This window comes from Microbacterium sp. nov. GSS16, from assembly GCF_028198145.1.
Taxonomy (GTDB): domain Bacteria; phylum Actinomycetota; class Actinomycetes; order Actinomycetales; family Microbacteriaceae; genus Microbacterium.
The window spans coordinates 1,064,022-1,084,388 of sequence record NZ_CP116338.1 but is presented as its reverse complement, the minus strand read 5'-3'; the positions used below and the strand labels follow the sequence as shown (position 1 = coordinate 1,084,388).

Sequence of the window (20,367 nt, the reverse complement as noted above, 5' to 3'; positions counted from 1 at the left end):
ACGCTGGGAGCATGACGCAGCGCACACCCCTGCGAGCGCGACTGCTCACCGCGCTCAGTGGCGACCCGGATGGGACGCCGAGGTGGGTGCGCGACCTCGCCGAAGGCGATGACGACGGCTGGTTCGTCGACGGCGGCGCGGCCTGGACGGTGCACGCGGGCATGGGCACGCTGGTCGCCGGCATCCGGGCACTGCTGATCCAAGCTCTGCATCCGGGCGCGATGGCGGGCGTGCACGACTTCTCGCGCTACCGCGAAGACCCCATCTCCCGCCTCAACGGCACGGTGCGGTGGGTGCTGAGCGTGACCTACGGGTCGCGCGAGCAGGCGGAGCGCGAGACGGGGCGAGTGGCTCGACTGCACCGCAGAGTCACCGGCGAGTACACCGCCGGAGACGGGACGGAGCGAGAGTACAGCGCCTCCTCCGCGGACCTCGTCGAATGGGTGCACCTCGCCTTCGCCGACGCGTTCCTGACGGCGCATGAGGTGTGGGGAGGGCCGATTCCGGGCGGGGCAGACGCGTATGTCGCCGAATGGGCGATCGCCGGGCGCCTGATGCGGGTGCCGGATCCGCCCACGAGCGAGGCGGAGCTGCGGAAGCGACTGCGCGGATTCCTCGAGCGCGGCGAGCTGCGCGCAGACGAACGCACCCGCGACGTCGTGGCGTTCCTGCGACGCCCGCCGTTCACCGGCACCATGGGCATCGCCTACCGCGTGCTGTTCGCGGCGGCCGTGGCCACGATCCCCCGTCCCTACCGCCGCATGCTGGGTGTTCATCGCAGTGTTCTCCCGGTCGTCACCGCGACTCGAATCGTGCTCGCCGTGGCCGAGAGATCGCTCGGCTCAGGGCCTCGCGCGCAGGACTTCGCGCGGCGCCGGCTCACCCGCCTGACCGCCGCGCGTCGTGCCGGCGAGGCCGCCTAGAACGGCAGGTCGCGGGATCCCGGAGGCGCGATCAAGAGACCGGTGATCTTGCCAGAACCGTTGTAGGCGACCCGGCCGATCCATTCGCCCGCCTCGTGACGCAGTGTCGCCTGTACGATGGCGCCGCTCGCGAGCACCCTGTTGGCGAACTTGTTGAGCGCGTTCGCGCCGTCGGGAGTCTGCACCGTGAGGTCACTGGACGACTCGAGCCGTCCTGTCTCGGCGACGACCTGATTCCACACTCCCTCGATCTTCCGCTTGCTGAGCATGCGAGCGCAGGTATAGGTCATCTGCGTTCGCACTGCTTCGTAGTCGCCCGCATCCAGGCGTTCGAACACCGCGCGAGTTCGATCCATGAGGTCGATCATCTGCTCACCCATCTCCGTCTCCTTCTGGGGGCGCGCAACCGCACCTCCGAACCGCTTGAACGCGGCTTGTCGGCTCACGCCGAGCGCATCGCCGATCGCCTGCCACGAGACCCCGGCGGCACGCGTCGCGACGACGAGGTCGACGAGCCGTGCCTGCGACCGACGCACCAGTTGATCGGCTTGCCGGATCGCAGCGGCGTCATCGACCGGGACGCCAACCGCTCGTGCCTCCTCGACCATTGCCGCGAGTGCGGACAACGGAATCCCATCACCCGGGAACTGATCGACCATCTCTCAAACCATAGAGACAGTTGGCATGCTCGTCAACCCATGGTTTACATGCACAAGGCTGGGACAGCCGATCCATGCGGGCAGTGCGGGAATGCCACACTGGAGACATGGCCCTTCACATCACCGGAGACACCGCCGCCGACGACCTGCTCACGAACAATCCGCTCGCGCTGCTGGTCGGGATGCTGCTCGACCAGCAGGTGCCGATGGAGACGGCGTTCGCCGGCCCGCTCAAGATCGAGCAGCGCACCGGAGCTGCTGACGCCGCCGCGATCGCGGGGATGGATCCGGATGCCTTTCTCGAGGCGTTCAAGCAGACGCCGGCCGTGCACCGCTTCCCGGGCTCGATGGCAGCCCGGGTGCAGACGCTCTGCCAGACGCTCGTCGACGAGTGGGGCGGGAACGCCGCGGCGCTCTGGACCGAAGGCGACCCGGATGGCGCCGAGGTGCTGAAGCGGCTGAAGAAGCTGCCCGGATTCGGCGAGCAGAAGGCGAAGATCTTCCTCGCACTGCTCGGCAAGCAGTACGGCTTCACCGGTGCGGGCTGGCGCGAGGCATCCGCTCCCTACGGTGAACCGGATGCATTCCGCAGCGTCGCCGACATCGTCTCGCCCGAGTCGCTAACGAAGGTGCGCGAGCACAAGAAGGCCATGAAGGCGGCCGCGAAGGCGGCGAAGTGAAGCCGACCGGCGACGACGTCGCGGCCCTGATCGCGCGTTCTGCTCCGGCGATCCGACGACGGGATGCCGAGACCCTGACTGCTCTGATGCAGGAGATCTCCGGCCGCACTCCCGCCACCTGGGGCACGATCATCGGATTCGGCCAAGTGCACTACCACTACCCCACCGGTACCGAGGGCGACACCGGTCTGCTCGCCTTCGCCCCACGCAAGGCGGCGACGACCATCTACCTGCTCGACGGCGTCGACGCTCACGCCGACGCACTGGCGCAGCTCGGCCCGCACACGACGGGCGCCGGATGCCTGTACATCAAAGACCTCGAGCAGATCGACCTCGATGTTCTGCGCGAAATCTTGACCCGCTCGCTCGCCTGGGCGGAGTCCGGGGGCAGCGAGGGGATGCAGCTCACCGTTGTGAGCTGACGGCAAGCCCGCCGCGCGAAGCGCCCGTGGCCGTCGGAGACCAAGAACAGCGCGCCGCCGGTCATCCAGGTGCGTCGGCGCGACCGGGTCGCATCAGCGGCCTCGGTCACTTCGATCATGCGGTCACCTTATCGGGGTGAGCGCCGGTCGGGTTCCTTCAGCCGCGCGCGAGGCGCTCGGCTTCCTTAGCGGCGACGATCTTGCGCAGGCCCGAGCTCGAGAAGCGGTGCTCGCGGCTGTTGAAGTACAGCTCGATCCCGGCCTCTTCGCAGTAGCTGCGGCCGGTGAAGTCGCGTTCCTCGTACTCGTCGCCGACGATGCGCACGTCGATCTTGAACGAGCGGAGGATGTCTTCGAGGTCCTGCTCGGTGGAATACGGGACGATCTCGTCGACGTACTCGCAGCCGCGAAGCTGGATGTACCGCTCGACGACCGTCTGCGTCGGAGCGTTCTTCTCGGGGCGGTCGAGCGTCGGGTCCATCTGCAGCCCGCAGATGAGGTAGTCGCACTGCCGCTTCGCCTCGGCCAGCATCATGATGTGCCCGGCGTGCAGCAGATCGAAGGTGGAGAAGGTGATCCCCACCCGCGGCCCGGGGTTGTAGTCCTGGTGCTTCTTGACGGTCTCGCTCATGGCGTCCTTCCGTATGGCTTCAGAAGATTCTATTGCGACGCGACACGGGTAAACGCGCACGCACGCCCCTCGTCGCCCCTGGGCGCCGTTCGGCCGTGGGATACGCTCGTCAGGCGAGCGCCGACACGGCGCCCACCCCCTGAACCGCCATGAAGGAAGGACAGCGATGTCCGCCACCGCTGCGGCTTCGGCGCCGCTCCGCTTCGGGGCGAACCACACGCCATCCACGAACTGGATGCATCCCTGGCTCTCGCACCTGAGCGAGACGATCCCACCGCAAGGACCCCGATGCACGATGACAGTTCCCTCACCGTAGGACGCGTCAACCGGGTGCTTGCCGAGCGCGTCCGCCCGGCCGTCCATTCGGCCCGGGTGCCGCTCGAGATCGCCGCGCACCATCTGCCCGGCGAGCCGATCGCGTCCGCCGAGGGACTCGCCCTCGACTTCCAGCCGTTCACCGCGGGCAGCATGTGGGGGCCGGCCTGGGGCACAACCTGGTTCCGTCTGCGCGGGGAGGTTTCCGCCGAATGGAGCGGCAAGAGGGTCGAAGCGCTCATCGATCTCGGCTTCGACATCAACATGCCGGGGTTCCAGTGCGAGGCTCTCGTCTACCGCCCCGACGGCACACCGGTGAAGAGCATCAACCCCCGCAACCAGTGGGTCCCGGTCGAGGCCGTCGCCGGGCATCCGGTCGAGCTCTTCCTCGAAGCCGCCGCCAACCCCGTGCTGCTCGACTACCACCCCTTCCTGCCCACCCAGGAGGGAGACATCCGCACCTCCTCGCCCGAGCCGCTGTACCGGGTGCGCCACATGGACCTCGCGGTGTTCGAGCCCGAGGTGTTCGACCTCTCGCTCGACCTCGAGGTGCTGATCGAGCTGCAGGCCGAGCTGCCCGAGACGAGCCCACGGCGCATGCGCATTCTGCAGGCCCTCGACAACGCGCTCGACGTGCTCGACCTGCAGCGCATCGTCGAGACCGCGGGTGACGCCCGCGCGCAGCTGGCCGAGGTGCTCGCCTCCCCCGCCGACGCGAGTGCGCACCGCATCGCCGCGATCGGTCATGCGCACATCGACTCGGCGTGGCTGTGGCCGGTGCGCGAGACCATCCGCAAGGTGGCCCGCACCACGTCGTCGATGACCGCGCTCATCGACGAGCAGCCCGACTTCCTCTACGGCATGTCGAGCGCGCAGCAGTACGCGTGGATCAAGCAGCACCGTCCCGAGGTCTTCGAGCGCGTGCGCGCCGCGGTCGCCGACGGCCGCTTCCTGCCGCTCGGCGGGATGTGGGTCGAATCCGACACGGTGATGCCCGCCGGCGAGTCACTCGTGCGCCAGTTCTCGCACGGTCAGCGATTCTTCGAGCGCGAGTTCGGCATCCGATCGAAGGGCGTCTGGCTGCCCGATAGCTTCGGCTACTCCCCGGCGCTGCCGCAGCTGATGCGCCGTGCGGGCTTCGAATGGTTCTTCACGCAGAAGATCTCGTGGAATCAGCGCAACGTCTTCCCGCACCACAGCTTCCTGTGGGAGGGCATCGACGGGTCGCGCGTCTTCACGCACTTCCCGCCGATGGACACCTACAACTCCCAGCTCTCGGGCATAGAGATGGCGAAGGCCTCCCGCCAGTTCAAGGAGAATCGGGTCGCGACCATGTCGATCGCCCCGGTCGGCTGGGGCGACGGCGGCGGCGGCACGACCCGCGAGATGACCGGCAAGGCCGCACGCCTGGCCGATCTCGAGGGCTCGGCGAAGGTGGAATGGAAGCATCCGGATGCCTTCTTCGACGACGCCAAGGCCGAGCTGACCGACCCGGCCGTTTGGGTCGGCGAGCTGTACCTCGAGCTGCACCGCGGCACGCTCACCAGCCAGCACGCCACCAAGGCGCTGCACCGCCGGGCCGAGCAGGCGCTCATCGAGGCCGAGCTGTGGGCGGCGACCGCCGCCGTGCGGCTGGGCGCCGAGTACGACTTCGAGCAGTTCGACCGGCTGTGGCAGCTCGTGCTGCTGCACGAGTTCCACGACATCCTGCCCGGCACGTCGATCGCGTGGGTGCACCGCGAAGCAGTCGAGGTGCTCTCGCAGGTGCTGGCGGATGCCGAGGAGCTGTCGGCTGCGGCCCGCCAGGCGCTCGCGGGCGACGGTGATCGCACGCTCGTGTTCACCCCGACCTCGGTCGGCGGTGGGCGCGCCCTCGGCGCGACGCACACCCCGGTCGTCGAGCAGGCGAAGCGCGTCGAAACGCAGCTGACCGAGCGCGCCGATGGCTCATTCGCACTGTCGAACGACCTCGTCGTCGTCATCATCTCGCCCGAGGGTCTGATCACCTCGGCCATCGACAAGGCCACCGGGCGCGAGGTGATCGCCGCCGGCAAGCCCGCGAACCTGTTCCAGCTGCACCAGGACTTCCCGAACATGTGGGACGCCTGGGACATCGACCGGTACTACAAGAACCGCGTCGACGACCTGACGGCCGTCTCGTCGCTCTCGGCATCGGTCGTCGATGGCGCCGCGGTCGTGAAGGTCACCCGCGAGTTCTCGCAGTCGACCATCGCGCAGACGATCATCCTGCCCGCCGGGTCGCGCACGGTGCACCTGCGCAACGACATCGATTGGAACGAGACCGAGAAGCTCCTCAAGCTCGCCTTCCCGCTCGACATCTTCGCCCGCGAGACGCTCGCCGAGACCCAGTTCGGATTCCAGCGCCGAGTCACGCACGTGAACACGAGCTGGGAGGCGGCGAAGTTCGAGACGTCGATGCACCGCTTCGTGCTCGCCCAGGAGGACGACGGATTCGGCGTCGCCCTGGTGAACGACTCGATCTACGGCTACGACACGTCCCGAGAGGTCGAGGGCGACGACGTCACGACGACCGTTCGGCTGTCGCTGCTGCGCGCCCCGCGCTTCCCCGATCCCGACACCGACCACGGTCACCACCAGATCGAGGTGGGCTTGGTGATCGGAGCGGATGCCGAGATCGCCACCGCCAAGGGCATCGAACTCAACGCTCCGGCGACCCTCGTGCGCGGCGCGAACGAGGTCGAGCCGCTGGTCGCGGTGACCGGCAGAGGCATCGTCATCTCGGCGGTGAAGCTCGCCGACGACCGCTCGGGCGATGTGATCGTGCGGGTCTACGAGTCACTCGGCCGCCGTACGACCGGTGCCCTGTCCGTGGCATTCGAGTATTCGGGCATCCGCGAGGTCTCTCTGATCGAAGATGAGCTCGACGGCGCCCGCACCAGCGGCGAGCTGGCGCTCAAGCCGTTCGAGGTGCGCACGCTGCGGATCGCCCGGGCCTGACGAGCGCGCACCCGATCGGAGGCGTTCGCACGCCGCCGAGCAGAGATCGTCGAAGAGGCTCCTCCCCCTGGAGCCTTAACGAGCGGCGTAATTTTGCTGCTTCTTTCTCCTGCGTTCTCATTAAAGAGTGTCGAACCATGCCGGATGCTGGATGCAGATCCCATCCGTCACGCGCGAAGGAGCCGCACAATGGACCGCGAGAACGACCTCATCGACACCGACGCCCTGCTGCACATCGGCCGCCCGTACTGGTTCGACCGCCACCCGTCGCAGGCCGAAGGCGAAGACTTCTGATCACACGCTGATCGACAACGGGTCCCTCCGAATCATCCGGAGGGACCCGTTCGCGCGCCGGGCCGGTGACTCTGCCGCGCAGTCACCGGCCCGGTCAGCCGGCGCGAAGATCACCGTCCGCGGCGCTCACCGACGACGCCCACGCGGCGAAGATGAGACTCACGCTGCCCAGCACGATCGCACCGATCGCCTGCAGCGCGGTGAGCGTGCGGTACAGATCGGTCCAGGGCGCCATCCAGGCCATCAGCGAGGCTGCCGCGATGCCCGCTTTGATCGCGATCGCCACGACGCTCAGCACCAGTGCGGGCAACGCCAGCCATCCCCACGGCGCGGGGACGCGCCCGCCCACGGCGAGATCCATGCCGGCGAAGACGGCGCACAGCAGCACCGGGGCCGCTGCGATGGCGGCTCCACCCAGCAGCACGACCTGCGAGGCCACCGCGCTGCTCGCTCCCGTCGCCATGGAGATCGTCATCACGATGCCCGACAGCAGGAAGACCACGGGTGTCAGCAGGAGGAACGATGCGCCCACCACGATGAGCGAGACCCGTGGCAGCGAGCGCGTGCCGATGAGCGACGCATGAGGACCCACCCCCGCGGCGACGACGATCGCCGCCGTGAGCGCTCCGATTCCCAGCAGGAAGTCCTGCATGTCGATCTCGAGGAACAGGGCCACGGTGCCGCACACGAGCAGGATGAGCCCCAGCCCGATGACCGTCCGCAGCCGAGCGGCATCGAATCGGGCATCCCTCGTCTTCTGCGATTCGTGAACCATGGACGCGACGCTACGGCGTCGACCCGCACCTCGTGCACGCTATCCACAGGTGACGAGCAGCCCTCCCTCATGACGAAGCCCCGATTCCGATCGTCGGAATCGGGGCTCAGGTCACCGTCGCATCAGGCGCCGCGCAGGCGCTCCGCGAGGTACGCCTCGAGGTTCTGCAGCGGCACGCGCTCCTGACCCATGGTGTCGCGGTCGCGAACCGTCACGGCGCTGTCATCGAGCGAGTCGAAGTCGACGGTGACGCAGAACGGGGTGCCGATCTCGTCCTGACGCCGGTAGCGGCGGCCGATGGCGCCGGCGTCATCGAAGTCGACGGTCCAGTTGCCGCGCAGGGTGGCGGCAACTTCGCGCGCCAGCGGCGACAGACGCTCGTTGCGCGACAGCGGCAGCACGGCGACCTTGACGGGCGCCAGGCGGGGGTCGAGCTTGAGTACCGTGCGGGTGTCGGTGCCGCCCTTAGCGTTCGGCACCTCCTCCTCCTCGTACGCGTCGACGAGGAACGCCATCATCGCTCGGGTGAGGCCGAAGGACGGCTCGATCACGTAGGGCGTGTAGCGCTCTCCGGATGCCTGGTCGAAGTAGGTCAGCGACTGACCGGAGGCCTCGGAGTGGCTGGAGAGGTCGTAGTCGGTGCGGTTCGCGACACCCATCAGCTCGCCCCACTCCGAGCCCTGGAAGCCGAAGCGGTACTCGACGTCGATGGTGCCGGCGGAGTAGTGAGCGCGGTCGTCTTCGGGCACGTCGAACCGGCGGATGTTGTCGGCGTCGATGCCGAGGTCGATGAACCAGTTCCAGCACGCTTCGACCCAGTGCTCGAACCACTCGTTCGCCTCAGCCGGCGGCACGAAGTACTCGATCTCCATCTGCTCGAACTCGCGGGTGCGGAAGATGAAGTTGCCCGGGGTGATCTCGTTGCGGAATGCCTTGCCGACCTGACCGATGCCGAAGGGCGGCTTCTTGCGCGAGGCGGTGAGCACGTTCGAGAAGTTCACGAAGATGCCCTGCGCCGTCTCGGGACGCATGTAGTGCAGGCCCGACTCGTCGTCGACGACGCCGAGGTAGGTCTTGACCAGACCCGAGAAAGACTTCGGCTCGGTCCACTTGCCGCGCGTGCCGCAGTCGGGGCAGACGATGTCGGCCATGCCGTTCTCGGGCTGACGACCCTTCTTCGCAACGAACGCCTCGACGAGGTGGTCTTCGCGATGCCGCTTGTGGCACTGCAGGCACTCGACCAGCGGGTCGCTGAAGGTGGCGACGTGACCCGACGCCTCCCACACGCGCTTGGGCAGGATGATCGACGAGTCGAGGCCCACCATGTCGCCGCGGCCGCGCACGAACGTCTGCCACCACTGCCGGCGGATGTTCTCCTTCAGCTCGGTGCCGAGAGGGCCGTAGTCCCATGCCGAACGCGAACCGCCGTAGATCTCACCCGCCTGGAACACGAACCCGCGATGGCGGGCGAGGGCGATGACCTTGTCAAGACGGGACTGTTCGGCCACGGTGGCTCCAATGGTCGGATGCTGCGGGTGAGAAGCCCGTGAATACGGGCATCCCAATCCTACCCGCGACGCTCTTCCGGCATGTCTGCGGCCGGTGCCATTCTGAGACCATGGACCAGCGCGTGAGCTTCATCACCCTCGCAGTGGCGGATGTCGTCAGGACGAGGGCGTTCTACGTCGATGCCTTCGTGCTGCCGCCCGCCTCTTCTTGAATCCTTCCCCGACGTCGAGAGAAGGTGGGCTCGAGGTGGATAGGCCTACTCGGTGAACAGGTAGCCGCGCTCGTCGTCGAAGCCGGCGATGCGCAATCCCCGGCCCAGCAGCTCCTCCATCCCGCCACGCAGGCGCAGACGCCATTCGTGTGCGGCGTCGGGATCGCTGACCCGCATCGCCTCGACGTCGGAGGGGATCTCGAGAGTGGCGACCACGGCGTCGGATGCCGGCGGCTTGGCGATGTCGGCCAGCGCCCACTCCACGTCGAGCCGGTCGCTCTCATCTCCCGCGTCACCGCCGCCGAAGATGCCGTAGCGGTTCACCGAGTAGCCGCTGACCCGCGCCCCGAGCACCGTGAGGAAGAAGTGCGCGTTGCGGGCGACGAGCGGATCGTAGGTCCAGGTGATGCGCCCGACCTCTCGCGAGAACGCCCACTGCCGCTGGTGCTCCTTGAGCTCGCGCCCCCAGCCGCGTCCCCGATACTCGGGCAGCAGCGCGGTGATGTGCGAGTGCATGGTGCGCCGTGCGGGCTCACCGAAGAAGGCGATCGAGGCGCCCACCATCCGCTCTGCGCCCTCACTGTCGTCGAAGAGCCCGACGACGTAGTTGCCCGAGTGCTGCAGGGCCCGCAGGGTGCCGGCGTCGATGACGCGGTTCTCGCCACGGATCGAGTCCAGCAGTTCCTGGGCGTCGATGATCAGTTCAACGGTGTCGAGATCTCGAATCGTGCGCACCATGCCAGCGTACCGGGGCGCTCGACGGGCCGGGAAGGCGTCGCCGCCGCCCTCGGACTTGTCAACCCTGGCTAGCTGCTCGCCTACGACGAGTATGGTCGTGGCCATGAACAGCACCGGACGCGACATCGTGAGGCAGTCGACCGTCATCGCCGCGGCGGTGCTCATGCTGATCGGAGCGGCCGTCGGCGGTGGCGCATTCGGCGGAGAGTCGGTGGCGGAGCTGCAGAACGGCGCGCTGTCGGCTGAGGGCTCGTACCTCGCGCCGGCGGGGCCGGCGTTCGCGATCTGGTCGGTCATCTACCTTGGGCTGGCGGCGTACACGATCTGGCAGGCCCTGCCAGGGCAGCGCGACAGCACCCGCCAGCGTGCGGTCGGCTGGTGGGTGGCGGCTTCGATGGTGCTCAACGGTCTCTGGCTGGTGACCGCCCGCTACCTGAACCTCGTGGCCACCGTGATCGTCATCGCCGCGCTGCTCGCCGTGCTGGCGCGCATCATCGTCCTGCTCGGACGCGACCGGGCATCCGGCCCGCTCGAGCTGACCCTGTTCGACGGCGTGCAGGGCCTGCACTTCGGCTGGGTGACGATCGCGACGGTCGCGAACACTGCGGCATGGCTGACGCAGACGCTTCCGGCCGATCTGGCCAAGCAGGCGGATGCCTGGGGCATCGGCGTCCTGGTCGTGGTCGCCGTCATCGGTGCGGCGAGCGCATTCGTCACTCGCCGCCTCGCTCCCGCTCTGGCCACCTCGTGGGGTCTGGTGTGGGCGGCGATCGGACGGCTGAGCGGCGAGCCGGAGAGCACGCCGATCGGGGTCACTGCTCTGGTCGTGGCCGCGGCGATCCTCGTCGCCGGAGTGGTCGGACTGCTGCGAGCACGGCGCCCAGTGCGCTGACGAGCCCCGGTGCCCGAACGGGCGCGAGCGTAATCTGGGTGGATGCCTTCCCCAGAATCCGCGACCGACAGCAGCTCGCCCCAGAAGCAGTTCCTCGGTCAGCCACGGGCCCTGGCCCACCTGTTCGGCGTCGAGATGTGGGAGCGGTTCAGCTTCTACGGCATGCAGGGCATCCTGCTGATCTACCTGTACTTCAGCGTCACCAAGGGCGGGCTGGGACTCGACGAGGCGGTCGCCGGCGGCATCGTGGGCGCATACGGCGGCTCGGTCTATCTCTCGACCATTCTGGGGGCGTGGCTCGCCGACCGCCTGTTCGGCTCGGAGCGCGTGCTGTTCGGCAGTGCGATCGTGATCGTCGCGGGGCACCTGGCGCTGGCGCTCATCCCCGGCATCGCCGGGGTGGCGGTCGGCCTGGTGCTCGTCGCCCTCGGCTCCGGCGGACTGAAGGCGAACGCGACGGCGGTCGTCGGCACACTGTACTCGGAGGACGACACCCGGCGGGATGCCGGGTTCTCGCTCTTCTACCTCGGCATCAACCTCGGCTCGTTTTTCGGTCCGCTGCTCACCGGCCTGCTGCAGAAGTCGGTCGGATTCCATTGGGGCTTCGGGCTCGCCGCGGTCGGGATGACCGCCGGCCTCATCCAGTACAGCTTCGGCCGCAAGGAGCTGCCGGCCGCCGCACACGAGGTGCCGAATCCTCTCCCCCGCAGCCGCTACCCGCTGTTCGGCGGCAGCGCAGTCGGCGCCATCGTCGTGATCGCCGTGCTGGTGCTCACCGGCGTGATCCGCGCCGACAACCTCGCGGGCATCGTGATCGTGTGCGCTCTGGGAGCGACGATCGCCTATTTCGCGGTGATCCTCGCGAGCCCGCACGTCAATGCCACAGAGCGCTCGCGGGTGTGGGCATTCGTTCCGCTGTTCATCACGAGCGTCGCCTTCTGGTCGCTCTACCAGCAGCAGTTCACCGTGCTGACGGTGTACAGCGACAAGCGCCTCGACCGCTCGATCTTCGGGCTGGAGATGCCGGTGTCGTGGGTGCAGTCGATCAACCCGGTGTTCATCATCATCTTCTCGGGGGTCTTCGCCGCGCTGTGGACCCGCCTCGGCACCCGGCAGCCGTCTACCCCGGTGAAGTTCGCCCTGGGCACCGCGCTCATGGGCGGCGCCTTCCTGCTGTTCCTGCCGTTCGCGAACGGCGGCGAGGGCTCGACCCCGCTGCTGGCGATCGTCGGCATCCTGTTCGTCTTCACCGTCGCCGAGCTGCTGCTGTCGCCCATCGGCCTCTCGGCGGCGACCAAGCTCGCACCCGCGCGGTTCAAGACCCAGATGGTGGCGCTGTTCTTCCTCTCGATCTCGCTGGGCACGGCGATCTCGGGATGGCTCGTGCAGTTCTACGACCCGGCTGACGAGGTGCCCTACTTCACCGTTCTCGGCCTGATCGCCATCGCGGTCGGCGTCGGGCTGTTCGTGTCGGTGAAGCCGGTGCTGAAGCTCATGAAGGGCGTCAGCTGACCGGCATCCGGTCCGGGTGTCTGTGCGAGCCGGTAGCCTTCTTCGGTGGGCGGTGCGGATGACAGGGCGAGAAAGCGGCTCTCCCGCACCTCTCCCCGCGGGGCGATCATCGCGGTGCTGGCCTTCGTGGGCCTGTGCTCGGCGTTCATGTTCACCCTCGTCGTGCCACTGCAGGCCGAACTACCCAGCCTGCTGAACGCCTCGCGCGAGGACACCAGCTGGGTGGTCACGATCACGCTGCTGGTCGCCGCGGTCGCGACGCCGATATCCGGGCGGCTCGGCGACATGTACGGCAAGCGCCGTGTCGTGATCGCCCTGCTCGCGCTGCTCGCGATCGGCTCGGTGGTGGCCGCACTGTCATCGTCGATCGTCGGTGTGATCATCGGTCGGGCTCTGCAGGGCGCGACGACCGGGGTGGTGCCGTTGGGCATCGCCATCATGCGCGACGTGCTGCCGCCGCAACGGCTCGGCACCGCGGTCGCCCTGATGAGCGCGACCATGGGTGTCGGCGGGGCGGTCGGGATGCCCGTCGCGGCGTTCGTCGCCGAGAACGCCGACTGGCACGGGCTGTTCTGGCTCGCCGCCGCCCTCGGCGTGGTCGGGCTGGTGCTGGTGGCGCTCGTGATTCCGGATGACGTGCTGCTCGCGCCCGGACGCCTCGACGTCATCGGGGCGCTGGGCCTCGCCACCGGCCTCACCGGCTTGCTGCTGTACGTTTCGCGCGGAGCGGAGTGGGGCTGGACCTCTCCCCTCGCGCTGGCCTGCCTGATCGCCGGCATCATGGTGCTCGCCATATGGGGCTGGTATCAGCTCAAGGCGAAGGAGCCCCTGCTCGACCTGCGCGTCGCAGCGCGACCGGCGGTGCTCTTCACGAACATCGCCGCGATCGGCATGGGCTTCGCGCTTTTCTCGTCGAACGTCACGTTCCCCCAGATGCTCGAGCTGCCGCGCGAGACCGGGTCGGGGCTGGGCCTGGACATGTTCACCGCCGCGATGATCGTCGCCGTCTCGGGCGTCATGATGATGATCATCTCGCCGCTGTCGGGATGGCTGGAGCGAACCGTCGGGCCGCGCCCGCTCTTCACCGTGGGAACGGCCGCGATCGTGCTGTCATATGCGTTCGTGCTGATCTGGTCGACCGAGATCTGGCACTTCGTTGTCGCGAACGTGCTCATCGGCATCGGCATCGGATTCGCCTTCGCCGCCATGCCGATGATCATCATGCGCGCCGTCCCCGCGCACGAGACAGGCGCGTCGAACGGGCTGAACGCCCTGTTCCGCTCGGTCGGCACCTCCACCGCATCGGCAGTGATGGGCGCGGTGCTCGCCGCGATGAGCATCGAGGTCGGTGGGCGGGCGATCCCCACCCGTGAGGCCTTCGAGGTGTGCTTCTGGCTGTCGATCGTCGCCGGCGCGATCGGCTTCGCGCTGACCTTCCTGATCCCGAAGCATCCGGCCGCGGAAGCGCATCCGTCGCTGCCCGGCTGACCCGCGCAGCACCTGACCTCGGCGTCAGTGCGTGTACTCCATGAGGTCGGTGCCGAGCACCCGGAACGCGTCGTGAGCGCGCAGTCGATGGCTGATCGAGAGGTCGTCAAAGCAGATCGTGAGCGCATACGCGACTCCGGCACGAGGCCCTGCCAGCACGCCCGCCTCAGCGCGCACGCCGCGATCACGACCGGTCTTGTTGATGAAGAGCAGCCCGTGGGCGTCGTCGTCGTGCGCGAACGGGTCGAGTCCGGTGGCGGATGCCACGAGGCCCAGGTCCTGATTCAGGCTGAGCCACTCGGCGACCTGGGCGCTGACGGCGGCGTCCATGGTGCGCGAGTCGACGAGTGCCGCGAACAGTCGGGCGAACTCGCGCGTCGTTCCCACGGCGACGTGCGGGGCGTCGTCGGGACCGCGCACGTCGCGGAACAGATCGAGCACGGCGCTGCGCGGCATCCCGAGCGCCACCATCCGGGCCTGCACCCGCTCGTGGCCGACGGCGTCGAGCAGCGCATTGGCTGCGTTCGGATCTCCGGCAGCCGCGGCCAGCACGGCCAGATCGACGAGCGGCAGAGCCGGCACCCGAAGGTGTCGCCACAGCCCCGAGCCCGCCACGGGCTCGTCCGGCCGTTCGATGATCTGCAGCGGGTCGAGCACGCGCGACGCGAAGCCCGCCGCGGTCTCGACCAGCACGGGCACCAGTCCCAAACCCGCGATCGGCAGCGGCACGTGGTCGTCGCCACTTAGCACGACGCGACCCGAGTCGAGTTCGACGACGTGCACCGAGACCTGCGCTCCGCTCTGCGCCACCTCTTCGAGACGGCGCAGGCTCGATGCGAACGAGCGACGTCCGGCGGCCGCGCGCCGCGGGATGCGTCGGCCGCCGCGTGCCCCGCGTCGACGAGCCGCGGGCGCGCCGGAAGGCGACTCAGAGCCGGATGCGGACGACGGAACCACGCGCGGTTGTCCTAACAGGGAGAAGCGGAGGCGACGGCTGCGAGGATCCGCTGCTCTCGCGAATCCCCGTATGCCGCCGTCATCCTAGCCCCGCGCGCTGAGCGCGCAACCAGGCCTCACCAGATGGTGACCCGCTGCTCGGCCGGAAGGTGCAGCCGGTCGCCGTCGTTCACATCGAACGCCTCGTAGAACGCATCGATGTTGCTGAGGATCTGGTTGCAGCGGAACTCGTTCGGAGAGTGCGGATCGATCGTGAGCAGGCGGATCGTCTCGGCCTCGCGGCTCTTCTGCTGCCAGACCTGTGCCCATGACAGCAGCAGGCGCTGGATGCCGGTGTATCCGTCGATCACGGGCGCCTCCTCGCCGCCGAGCGAGAGCTCGTACGCCTTCAGCGCGATGCCGAGACCGCCGAGGTCGCCGATGTTCTCACCGATGGTCAGCGCTCCGTTGACGCGGTTCTCTTCGCTCAGGCCGAGCGGCACGAGGGCGTCGTATTGGGCGATGAGCGCCTTGGTGCGCTCTTCGAACGCTTCGCGATCGGCATCCGTCCACCAGTCCTGCAGCCGGCCGTCGCCGTCGTAGCGGCTGCCCTGATCGTCGAAGCCGTGCCCGATCTCGTGACCGATCACCGCACCGATGCCGCCGTAGTTCGCTGCCGCGTCGCGCTTCGGATCGAAGAACGGGTACTGCAGGATCGCCGCGGGGAAGACGATCTCGTTCATCAGCGGGTTGTAGTAGGCGTTCACCATCTGCGGCGGCATGAACCACTCGTCCCGGTCGATCGGCTTGCCGACCTTCGATACCTGACGATCGTGCTCGAAGACCGTTGCGCGGCGGGCGTTGCCGATGAGGTCGCCGGGGTCGATGTCGACTCCGTCGTAGTCGCGCCACACATCCGGGTGGCCGATCTTCGGGCGGAACGTGTCGAGCTTGGCGAGCGCCTTCTCCCGCGTCTCGGGGCTCATCCAGTCCAGCTTCTGGATGCTCTGCCGGTACGCCTCGATGAGGTTCGCGACGAGCTCGTCCATGGCGGCCTTGGACTCTGCCGGGAAGTGCCGCTCGACGTAGATGCGACCCACGGCGTCGCCCAGCGAGCCCTCGACGAGCGATACCCCGCGCTTCCAGCGCTCGCGGATCGACGGCGTGCCCGTGAGCTCGGTGCCGTAGAACGAGAAGCTCTCGTCGACGAAGTCGTCGGTGAGGTAGGCCGCGAGACCGTGCACGACCTTGGCGCGCAGCCAGGCCTTCCAGTCTTCGAGGCGCTCCTCGACGAGCAGCGTGCCGAGCCCCTCGAAGAAGCTGGGCTGGTAGACGACGAGCTCGTCGAATGCGCTCGGGTTGGCAGGGGCCACGGCATCCCGCCACGGCGTCAGGTCTACCCCGGCCAGCGTCTGGAACTCGTCCCACGTGTTCAGGTTGTACGTCTTCACCGCGTCGCGGGAGGCGACGTTGTCCCAGTGGTGGCCCGCGATCTCGTGCTCGAGACCGAAGGCGCGGTCAGCCTGTTCGGCGGCGTCGGCGATCGCCGCGAGGTTCAGCAGGCGCTCGAGGTGCTCGCGGTACGCAGCGCGGGTGCCCGTGAAGTTGTCGAGACGGTAGTAGCTCTCGTCTGGCAGCGAGAGCCCGGCCTGCACGGCGAACGGGACGTAGCGCTCGGGGTTGCCGGGATCGGGCTCGATGAAGACGCCGATCAGTGCGGCGATGCCCTCGCGGTCGAACGCGCCGACGGTGCGCAGGAACGACGGGATGCCGTCGATCGCGTCGACCTTCGCCAGCTCGGACTGCAGCGGGGCGAGGCCGAGCTCGGCGATGCGGTCGGTGTCCATGAAGCTGCGGAACAGGTCGCCGACCTTGCGCTCCAGGGTTCCCTCAGCGGCATCCTGCGATTCGACGATGATCTCGCGGACGTCCTTCTCGGCCTGCTCGGCCAGCATGTGGAACGACCCCCAGCGCGCCTTGTCGGAGGGGATCTCGGCGGCCTCGAGCCACGCGCCGTTGACGTGGCGGTAGAGGTCGTCCTGCGGACGGATGTCGGAGCTGAACTCGCTGATGGCAAGGCCGGAGGGCAGAACGTCAGTCATGTCGTCCAGCCTATGCGGCGGGGCCGACTTCAGGCCTGCGGGCCCTGGCATCGCGCGGGTGACGCCGTGGTGCGCGCCGCCGTGAGTGCCGTCAGGGATGGGAAACGCCGGTGCCCGGGCATCCGCACCGGCGTTTCCCATCTCTGAACCGGCCAGGCGCGCGGGTCCGGGGAAGACGTCAGCGCCGCCACCAGCGTCGAGCGCGCCGCGGCTCGGCATCCGGAGCCGCCTCGGCACGGGCATCCGCCTGCCGGGCCGCCCGGCGTTCGCGCCAGGCCGCCAGCTCCGCCTCGACATTTCGCGGCTGCGTGACCACCGGTGGGCCGCCGAGCAGCTGACGCCGGGTCTCGATCACGCGGCGATTGAAGTCGTCGAGCACACCGCGCACATCCTCTTCGCGGCCGAGCTGATCGAGCTCGCCGTCGAGCTCACGATCCTCGACGCGCAGCATGAGCGCGGGAGGACCGAGGCCCGACAGATTCTCGGTCTCGATCTTGCGACGGATCCACCAGTCGGGGTCATGGTGGGTGCCGAGTCCCTCGAGCGGCTTGCCGGCGCCGGGCAGGTTGTCGAACTCGCCGCGACGGATCGCGAGCTGGATGGCCGTCTCGACGAACTCCGCCTTGTTCTGCGCGTTCAGCACCATCGGCGCGTCGTTCTCCGGCTCGGCCTCCATACCGTGGCCGGCGTCGCGACGCGCGCGGTAGCGGGCGGCATTGCTCATCGCGTCAGACATGGCAGGCACCTCCGTGCGATCCAGGGTACGCGGGCGTCGGTGGCCGGGCGTCAACCGATTAGCGCACCGTCACCATGATGCGCGCCGACGCCCTCAACCTGTTCTGCGCGCACGCGCTCGACTGCGACAGCCGGATGCCCGTCAGCGGTGTCACCGTCATCGTCCGCATCAACGCCACAGACATCGCCGCCTGACCGCGCCCCGTCCACCGTCCGACCCACCCCATAGGCTCGTGAGGTGGCATCCACCGCATCCCCGTCCCCCGCGCTCAACCGCGAGATCCTGCGACTCGCCGTGCCCGCCCTCGGCGCCCTCGTCGCCGAGCCGGCATTCCTCATCCTCGACTCGGTGATGGTCGGCCACCTCGGCACCTCACCACTCGCGGGCCTCGGCATCGCCAGCGCGGTGCTGCAGACGATCGTCGGGCTGATGATCTTCCTCGCGTACTCCACCACGCCCGCCGTCGCACGCCGGTACGGAGCCGGCCGCCCCGGCGATGCCGTCTCGGTCGGCATCGACGGCATGTGGCTCGCCCTGGGGCTGGGCGCTGTGCTCGCCGCTGTCGGGGCACTGGCGAGCCCGGCGTTGATCGCCGCATTCGGGGCATCCGACGCGGTCTCCACCGAGGCGCAGACGTACCTCACCATCTCGATGTGGGGCCTGCCGGCGATGCTCATCGTCTTCGCCGCCACCGGGCTGCTGCGCGGGATGCAGGACACCATGACCCCGCTGTGGATCGCCGGCCTCGGCTTCGGCGCCAACGCCCTGCTGAACTGGGTCTTCATCTACGGATTCGGCTGGGGCATCGCCGGCTCTGCGTTCGGCACGGTCACCGCGCAATGGGGGATGGTCTCGGCGTACGTGGTCGTCATCCGCCGTCTCGCCCTCAGACACGGCGCGTCGATGAAGGCTCAGCGCAGCGGCATCCGGGGCACCGCCCGCTCGGGCGGATGGCTGTTCCTGCGCACCGTCAGTCTGCGCGTCGCGCTGCTCGCCACCGTGGCCGTCGCGACGGGCATCGGCACGCGCGAGCTCGCCGGCTGGCAGATCGCCTTCACCATCTTCTCGACCGCCGCGTTCGCCCTCGACGCCCTCGCCATCGCCGCGCAGGCGATGATCGGCAAGGGTCTCGGGTCGGGCGATCTCGCGCAGGTGCACCGCGTGCTGCGCCGCACGGTGGCGTGGGGAGCGTGGTTCGGAGTGATCGTCGGCGCCGCCATCGCCGCCCTGTCGGGTGTGATCGGCGTCGTCTTCACGGGGGATGCCGAGATCGGTGCGCTCGCGCAGCCCGCGTTCCTCGTGCTCGCGGTCGCGCAGCCGGTCGCGGGGATCGTGTTCGTGCTCGACGGCGTGCTCATGGGCGCGAACGACGCCCGCTACCTCGCGATCGCGGGTGTGCTGAACCTCGTGCCATTTCTGCCCGCGCTGTGGATCATCGCCGCCACCGGTGTCGCCGGCGCCGCCGGACTCGTCTGGCTCGCCGTCGCGTTCTTCGGCGTGTACCTGCTCGCGCGTCTCGGCACCCTCGGCTGGCGGGTGCGCACCGACGCATGGACGAAGGTGGGAGCATGAGTCCCTGGAGGAACCGACACGACGACAAGAGCTGGGTTCCGGATGCCTGGCCCGGCGACTCCGCGACCGTCGAACGCCGCCTGCGCGACGAGCTCTTCGCCGAGGTCGCGAGCAGCGCGGACATGCGCGTGAGTGGCTTCGACGACGTCCGCACCACAGTCGACCTCGACGGCGCCGAGATCACCCACCTGCTCATCGACGCCACTGGCGTGAAGCTGAAGATGAAGCCCGGGGACGGTGCGACTCCTGAGCCGCAGGCGAAGGCGGAGACCGAGCCGGCCATCCTCGACCGCATCCCCGGAGCGTTGCGCTTCGCCCGAATCACCGCCGACCCGGCAAACATCCAGGGATATGACATCCGCATCGACGCGACCCTGCAGAACGTCGCCTTCGACTGGGCTCGCTACGAGACGCCCGTTCGCGCGGACCGACCGGCGACGGCATTCGGGATCGCGGATGCCGACGACCCCGGCGCCCCGAGCGGCGCCTTCTCCGTGCGCATGCGCGCCGATGACCTGGGTCCGATGATCGAGTCGGTCGCACGCCCCCTGATGAAGGAATCGGGCATGCGGCTGCGCCGCCTCGACACGGATGTCACCGCGAACGACGATCAGAATGTCACGATCGACGCGGTGGCTGCGGTGCGGTGGAAGGTCTTCTACGCGACCGTGCGCGCCCACGTAGAGTTGCACGTCGCCCGCGATGCGATCATCGCCGTGAAGACCGTGCGCTTGAGCAGCCGCAATCCGCTGATCGCCCTGGCCCTGCGCCTCATGCGCGAAGAGCTGCGCGAGGCCGAGGGTCGGCGGCTCGATCTCAACGCCGAGGCGGCCGCCGACGGCGCGAGCCGCACGCTGCGCGTGCACGACCTGCGCGTCCGCGTCGCGGAGGACATCGAGGTCTCCGGCCGCATCGGCTGAGCCCGCGTCCTCTCACCGACACCCCTACCTGCCGCCGAGACCCCCGGCTGCGGACGTGCACAGCCATGGGTCT

The 20,367-nt window shown here is 68.7% G+C and carries 17 protein-coding genes; 9 read left to right on the top strand and 8 right to left on the bottom strand.

The genetic code is table 11. From position 1 onward, the window contains the following. Window positions 1-11 precede the first annotated feature (11 nt). On the top strand, window positions 12-923 hold the full coding sequence (locus PGB26_RS05035; protein ID WP_271639247.1) for an oxygenase MpaB family protein: 912 nt from the start codon (window positions 12-14) through the stop codon (window positions 921-923). On the opposite strand, the gene PGB26_RS05030 is transcribed toward PGB26_RS05035, so the two are convergent. Continuing rightward, entirely contained in the window at window positions 920-1,582 is a 663-nt protein-coding gene (locus PGB26_RS05030; protein ID WP_271639246.1) for a DUF3887 domain-containing protein, read from the bottom strand. The genes PGB26_RS05035 and PGB26_RS05030 overlap by 4 nt on opposite strands. A gap of 107 nt (window positions 1,583-1,689) precedes the next feature. Between PGB26_RS05030 and PGB26_RS05025 the strand changes: the two genes are divergently transcribed. Continuing rightward, window positions 1,690-2,262 carry an HhH-GPD-type base excision DNA repair protein gene (locus tag PGB26_RS05025; protein WP_271639245.1) on the top strand — a complete coding sequence of 191 codons (573 nt, stop codon included), beginning with the start codon at window positions 1,690-1,692 and terminating at the stop codon, window positions 2,260-2,262. After that, on the top strand, window positions 2,259-2,684 hold the full coding sequence (locus PGB26_RS05020; RefSeq protein WP_271639244.1) for a DUF1801 domain-containing protein: 426 nt from the start codon (window positions 2,259-2,261) through the stop codon (window positions 2,682-2,684). Before PGB26_RS05025 ends, PGB26_RS05020 begins: the two co-directional genes overlap by 4 nt. Before the next feature lie 157 nt (window positions 2,685-2,841). On the opposite strand, the gene PGB26_RS05015 is transcribed toward PGB26_RS05020, so the two are convergent. Further along, on the bottom strand, window positions 2,842-3,315 hold the full coding sequence (locus PGB26_RS05015; protein WP_271639243.1) for an adenylyltransferase/cytidyltransferase family protein: 474 nt from the start codon (window positions 3,313-3,315) through the stop codon (window positions 2,842-2,844). Between the two features lie 288 nt (window positions 3,316-3,603). Here PGB26_RS05015 and PGB26_RS05010 point away from each other — a divergent pair, with 288 nt between their 5' ends. Further along, window positions 3,604-6,609: an alpha-mannosidase gene (locus PGB26_RS05010; RefSeq protein WP_271639242.1), complete on the top strand. Its 3,006-nt coding sequence runs from the start codon at window positions 3,604-3,606 to the stop codon at window positions 6,607-6,609. A gap of 388 nt (window positions 6,610-6,997) precedes the next feature. Here the strand turns inward: PGB26_RS05010 and PGB26_RS05005 are convergent, their stop codons facing one another. The 3 genes from PGB26_RS05005 to PGB26_RS04995 all read right to left on the bottom strand — a co-directional run bounded on the left by PGB26_RS05005 (window position 6,998) and on the right by PGB26_RS04995 (window position 10,133). Next, the gene (locus PGB26_RS05005; RefSeq protein ID WP_271639241.1) at window positions 6,998-7,678 is read right to left on the bottom strand and encodes a hypothetical protein; all 681 of its coding nucleotides are present in this window, start codon (window positions 7,676-7,678) and stop codon (window positions 6,998-7,000) included. Window positions 7,679-7,800: 122 nt separating this feature from the next. Further along, the gene (locus PGB26_RS05000) at window positions 7,801-9,186 is read right to left on the bottom strand and encodes a glycine--tRNA ligase (RefSeq protein ID WP_271639240.1); all 1,386 of its coding nucleotides are present in this window, start codon (window positions 9,184-9,186) and stop codon (window positions 7,801-7,803) included. Window positions 9,187-9,443: 257 nt separating this feature from the next. Continuing rightward, window positions 9,444-10,133, bottom strand: a complete 690-nt coding sequence (locus PGB26_RS04995) for a GNAT family N-acetyltransferase (RefSeq protein ID WP_442923015.1) — start codon at window positions 10,131-10,133, stop codon at window positions 9,444-9,446. 106 nt (window positions 10,134-10,239) lie between these two features. On the opposite strand from PGB26_RS04995, the gene PGB26_RS04990 reads away from it, so the two are divergent. From PGB26_RS04990 to PGB26_RS04980, 3 genes are read left to right on the top strand one after another with little or no spacing between them, the layout of a single operon-like run. After that, window positions 10,240-11,028 (top strand): TspO/MBR family protein, encoded by a 789-nt coding sequence (locus PGB26_RS04990; RefSeq protein WP_271639238.1) that lies wholly within the window; start codon window positions 10,240-10,242, stop codon window positions 11,026-11,028. A gap of 42 nt (window positions 11,029-11,070) precedes the next feature. Then, on the top strand, window positions 11,071-12,540 hold the full coding sequence (locus PGB26_RS04985; RefSeq protein ID WP_271639237.1) for a peptide MFS transporter: 1,470 nt from the start codon (window positions 11,071-11,073) through the stop codon (window positions 12,538-12,540). A gap of 45 nt (window positions 12,541-12,585) precedes the next feature. Then, window positions 12,586-14,028, top strand: a complete 1,443-nt coding sequence (locus PGB26_RS04980) for an MFS transporter (protein WP_271639236.1) — start codon at window positions 12,586-12,588, stop codon at window positions 14,026-14,028. A 24-nt stretch (window positions 14,029-14,052) separates the two neighbouring features. Here the strand turns inward: PGB26_RS04980 and PGB26_RS04975 are convergent, their stop codons facing one another. The 3 genes from PGB26_RS04975 to PGB26_RS04965 all read right to left on the bottom strand — a co-directional run bounded on the left by PGB26_RS04975 (window position 14,053) and on the right by PGB26_RS04965 (window position 17,802). After that, a complete protein-coding gene (locus tag PGB26_RS04975) occupies window positions 14,053-14,985 on the bottom strand; it encodes a serine hydrolase (protein ID WP_271639235.1) in 933 nt (310 codons plus the stop codon). A 116-nt stretch (window positions 14,986-15,101) separates the two neighbouring features. Further along, entirely contained in the window at window positions 15,102-17,066 is a 1,965-nt protein-coding gene (locus tag PGB26_RS04970) for a M13 family metallopeptidase (protein WP_271639234.1), read from the bottom strand. A 178-nt stretch (window positions 17,067-17,244) separates the two neighbouring features. Continuing rightward, window positions 17,245-17,802 (bottom strand): J-domain-containing protein, encoded by a 558-nt coding sequence (locus PGB26_RS04965; RefSeq protein ID WP_442923007.1) that lies wholly within the window; start codon window positions 17,800-17,802, stop codon window positions 17,245-17,247. A gap of 237 nt (window positions 17,803-18,039) precedes the next feature. On the opposite strand from PGB26_RS04965, the gene PGB26_RS04960 reads away from it, so the two are divergent. Further along, window positions 18,040-19,374 carry an MATE family efflux transporter gene (locus tag PGB26_RS04960; protein WP_271639233.1) on the top strand — a complete coding sequence of 445 codons (1,335 nt, stop codon included), beginning with the start codon at window positions 18,040-18,042 and terminating at the stop codon, window positions 19,372-19,374. Next, window positions 19,371-20,294 (top strand): hypothetical protein, encoded by a 924-nt coding sequence (locus tag PGB26_RS04955; protein ID WP_271639232.1) that lies wholly within the window; start codon window positions 19,371-19,373, stop codon window positions 20,292-20,294. Before PGB26_RS04960 ends, PGB26_RS04955 begins: the two co-directional genes overlap by 4 nt. Window positions 20,295-20,367 lie beyond the last annotated feature (73 nt).

Excerpts from the sequence above, each read along its gene's own strand:
- PGB26_RS05010 (WP_271639242.1), top strand. The coding sequence starts at position 3,604 with ATGCACGATGACAGTTCCCTCACCGTAGGACGCGTCAACCGGGTGCTT.
- PGB26_RS05035 (WP_271639247.1), top strand. The coding sequence starts at position 12 with ATGACGCAGCGCACACCCCTGCGAGCGCGACTGCTCACCGCGCTCAGT.
- PGB26_RS04965 (WP_442923007.1), bottom strand. The coding sequence starts at position 17,802 with ATGTCTGACGCGATGAGCAATGCCGCCCGCTACCGCGCGCGTCGCGAC.
- PGB26_RS04970 (WP_271639234.1), bottom strand. The coding sequence starts at position 17,066 with ATGACTGACGTTCTGCCCTCCGGCCTTGCCATCAGCGAGTTCAGCTCC.
- PGB26_RS04990 (WP_271639238.1), top strand. The coding sequence starts at position 10,240 with ATGAACAGCACCGGACGCGACATCGTGAGGCAGTCGACCGTCATCGCC.
- PGB26_RS05025 (WP_271639245.1), top strand. The coding sequence starts at position 1,690 with ATGGCCCTTCACATCACCGGAGACACCGCCGCCGACGACCTGCTCACG.
- PGB26_RS05015 (WP_271639243.1), bottom strand. The coding sequence starts at position 3,315 with ATGAGCGAGACCGTCAAGAAGCACCAGGACTACAACCCCGGGCCGCGG.
- PGB26_RS05005 (WP_271639241.1), bottom strand. The coding sequence starts at position 7,678 with ATGGTTCACGAATCGCAGAAGACGAGGGATGCCCGATTCGATGCCGCT.
- PGB26_RS05030 (WP_271639246.1), bottom strand. The coding sequence starts at position 1,582 with ATGGTCGATCAGTTCCCGGGTGATGGGATTCCGTTGTCCGCACTCGCG.
- PGB26_RS04985 (WP_271639237.1), top strand. The coding sequence starts at position 11,071 with ATGCCTTCCCCAGAATCCGCGACCGACAGCAGCTCGCCCCAGAAGCAG.
- PGB26_RS04955 (WP_271639232.1), top strand. The coding sequence starts at position 19,371 with ATGAGTCCCTGGAGGAACCGACACGACGACAAGAGCTGGGTTCCGGAT.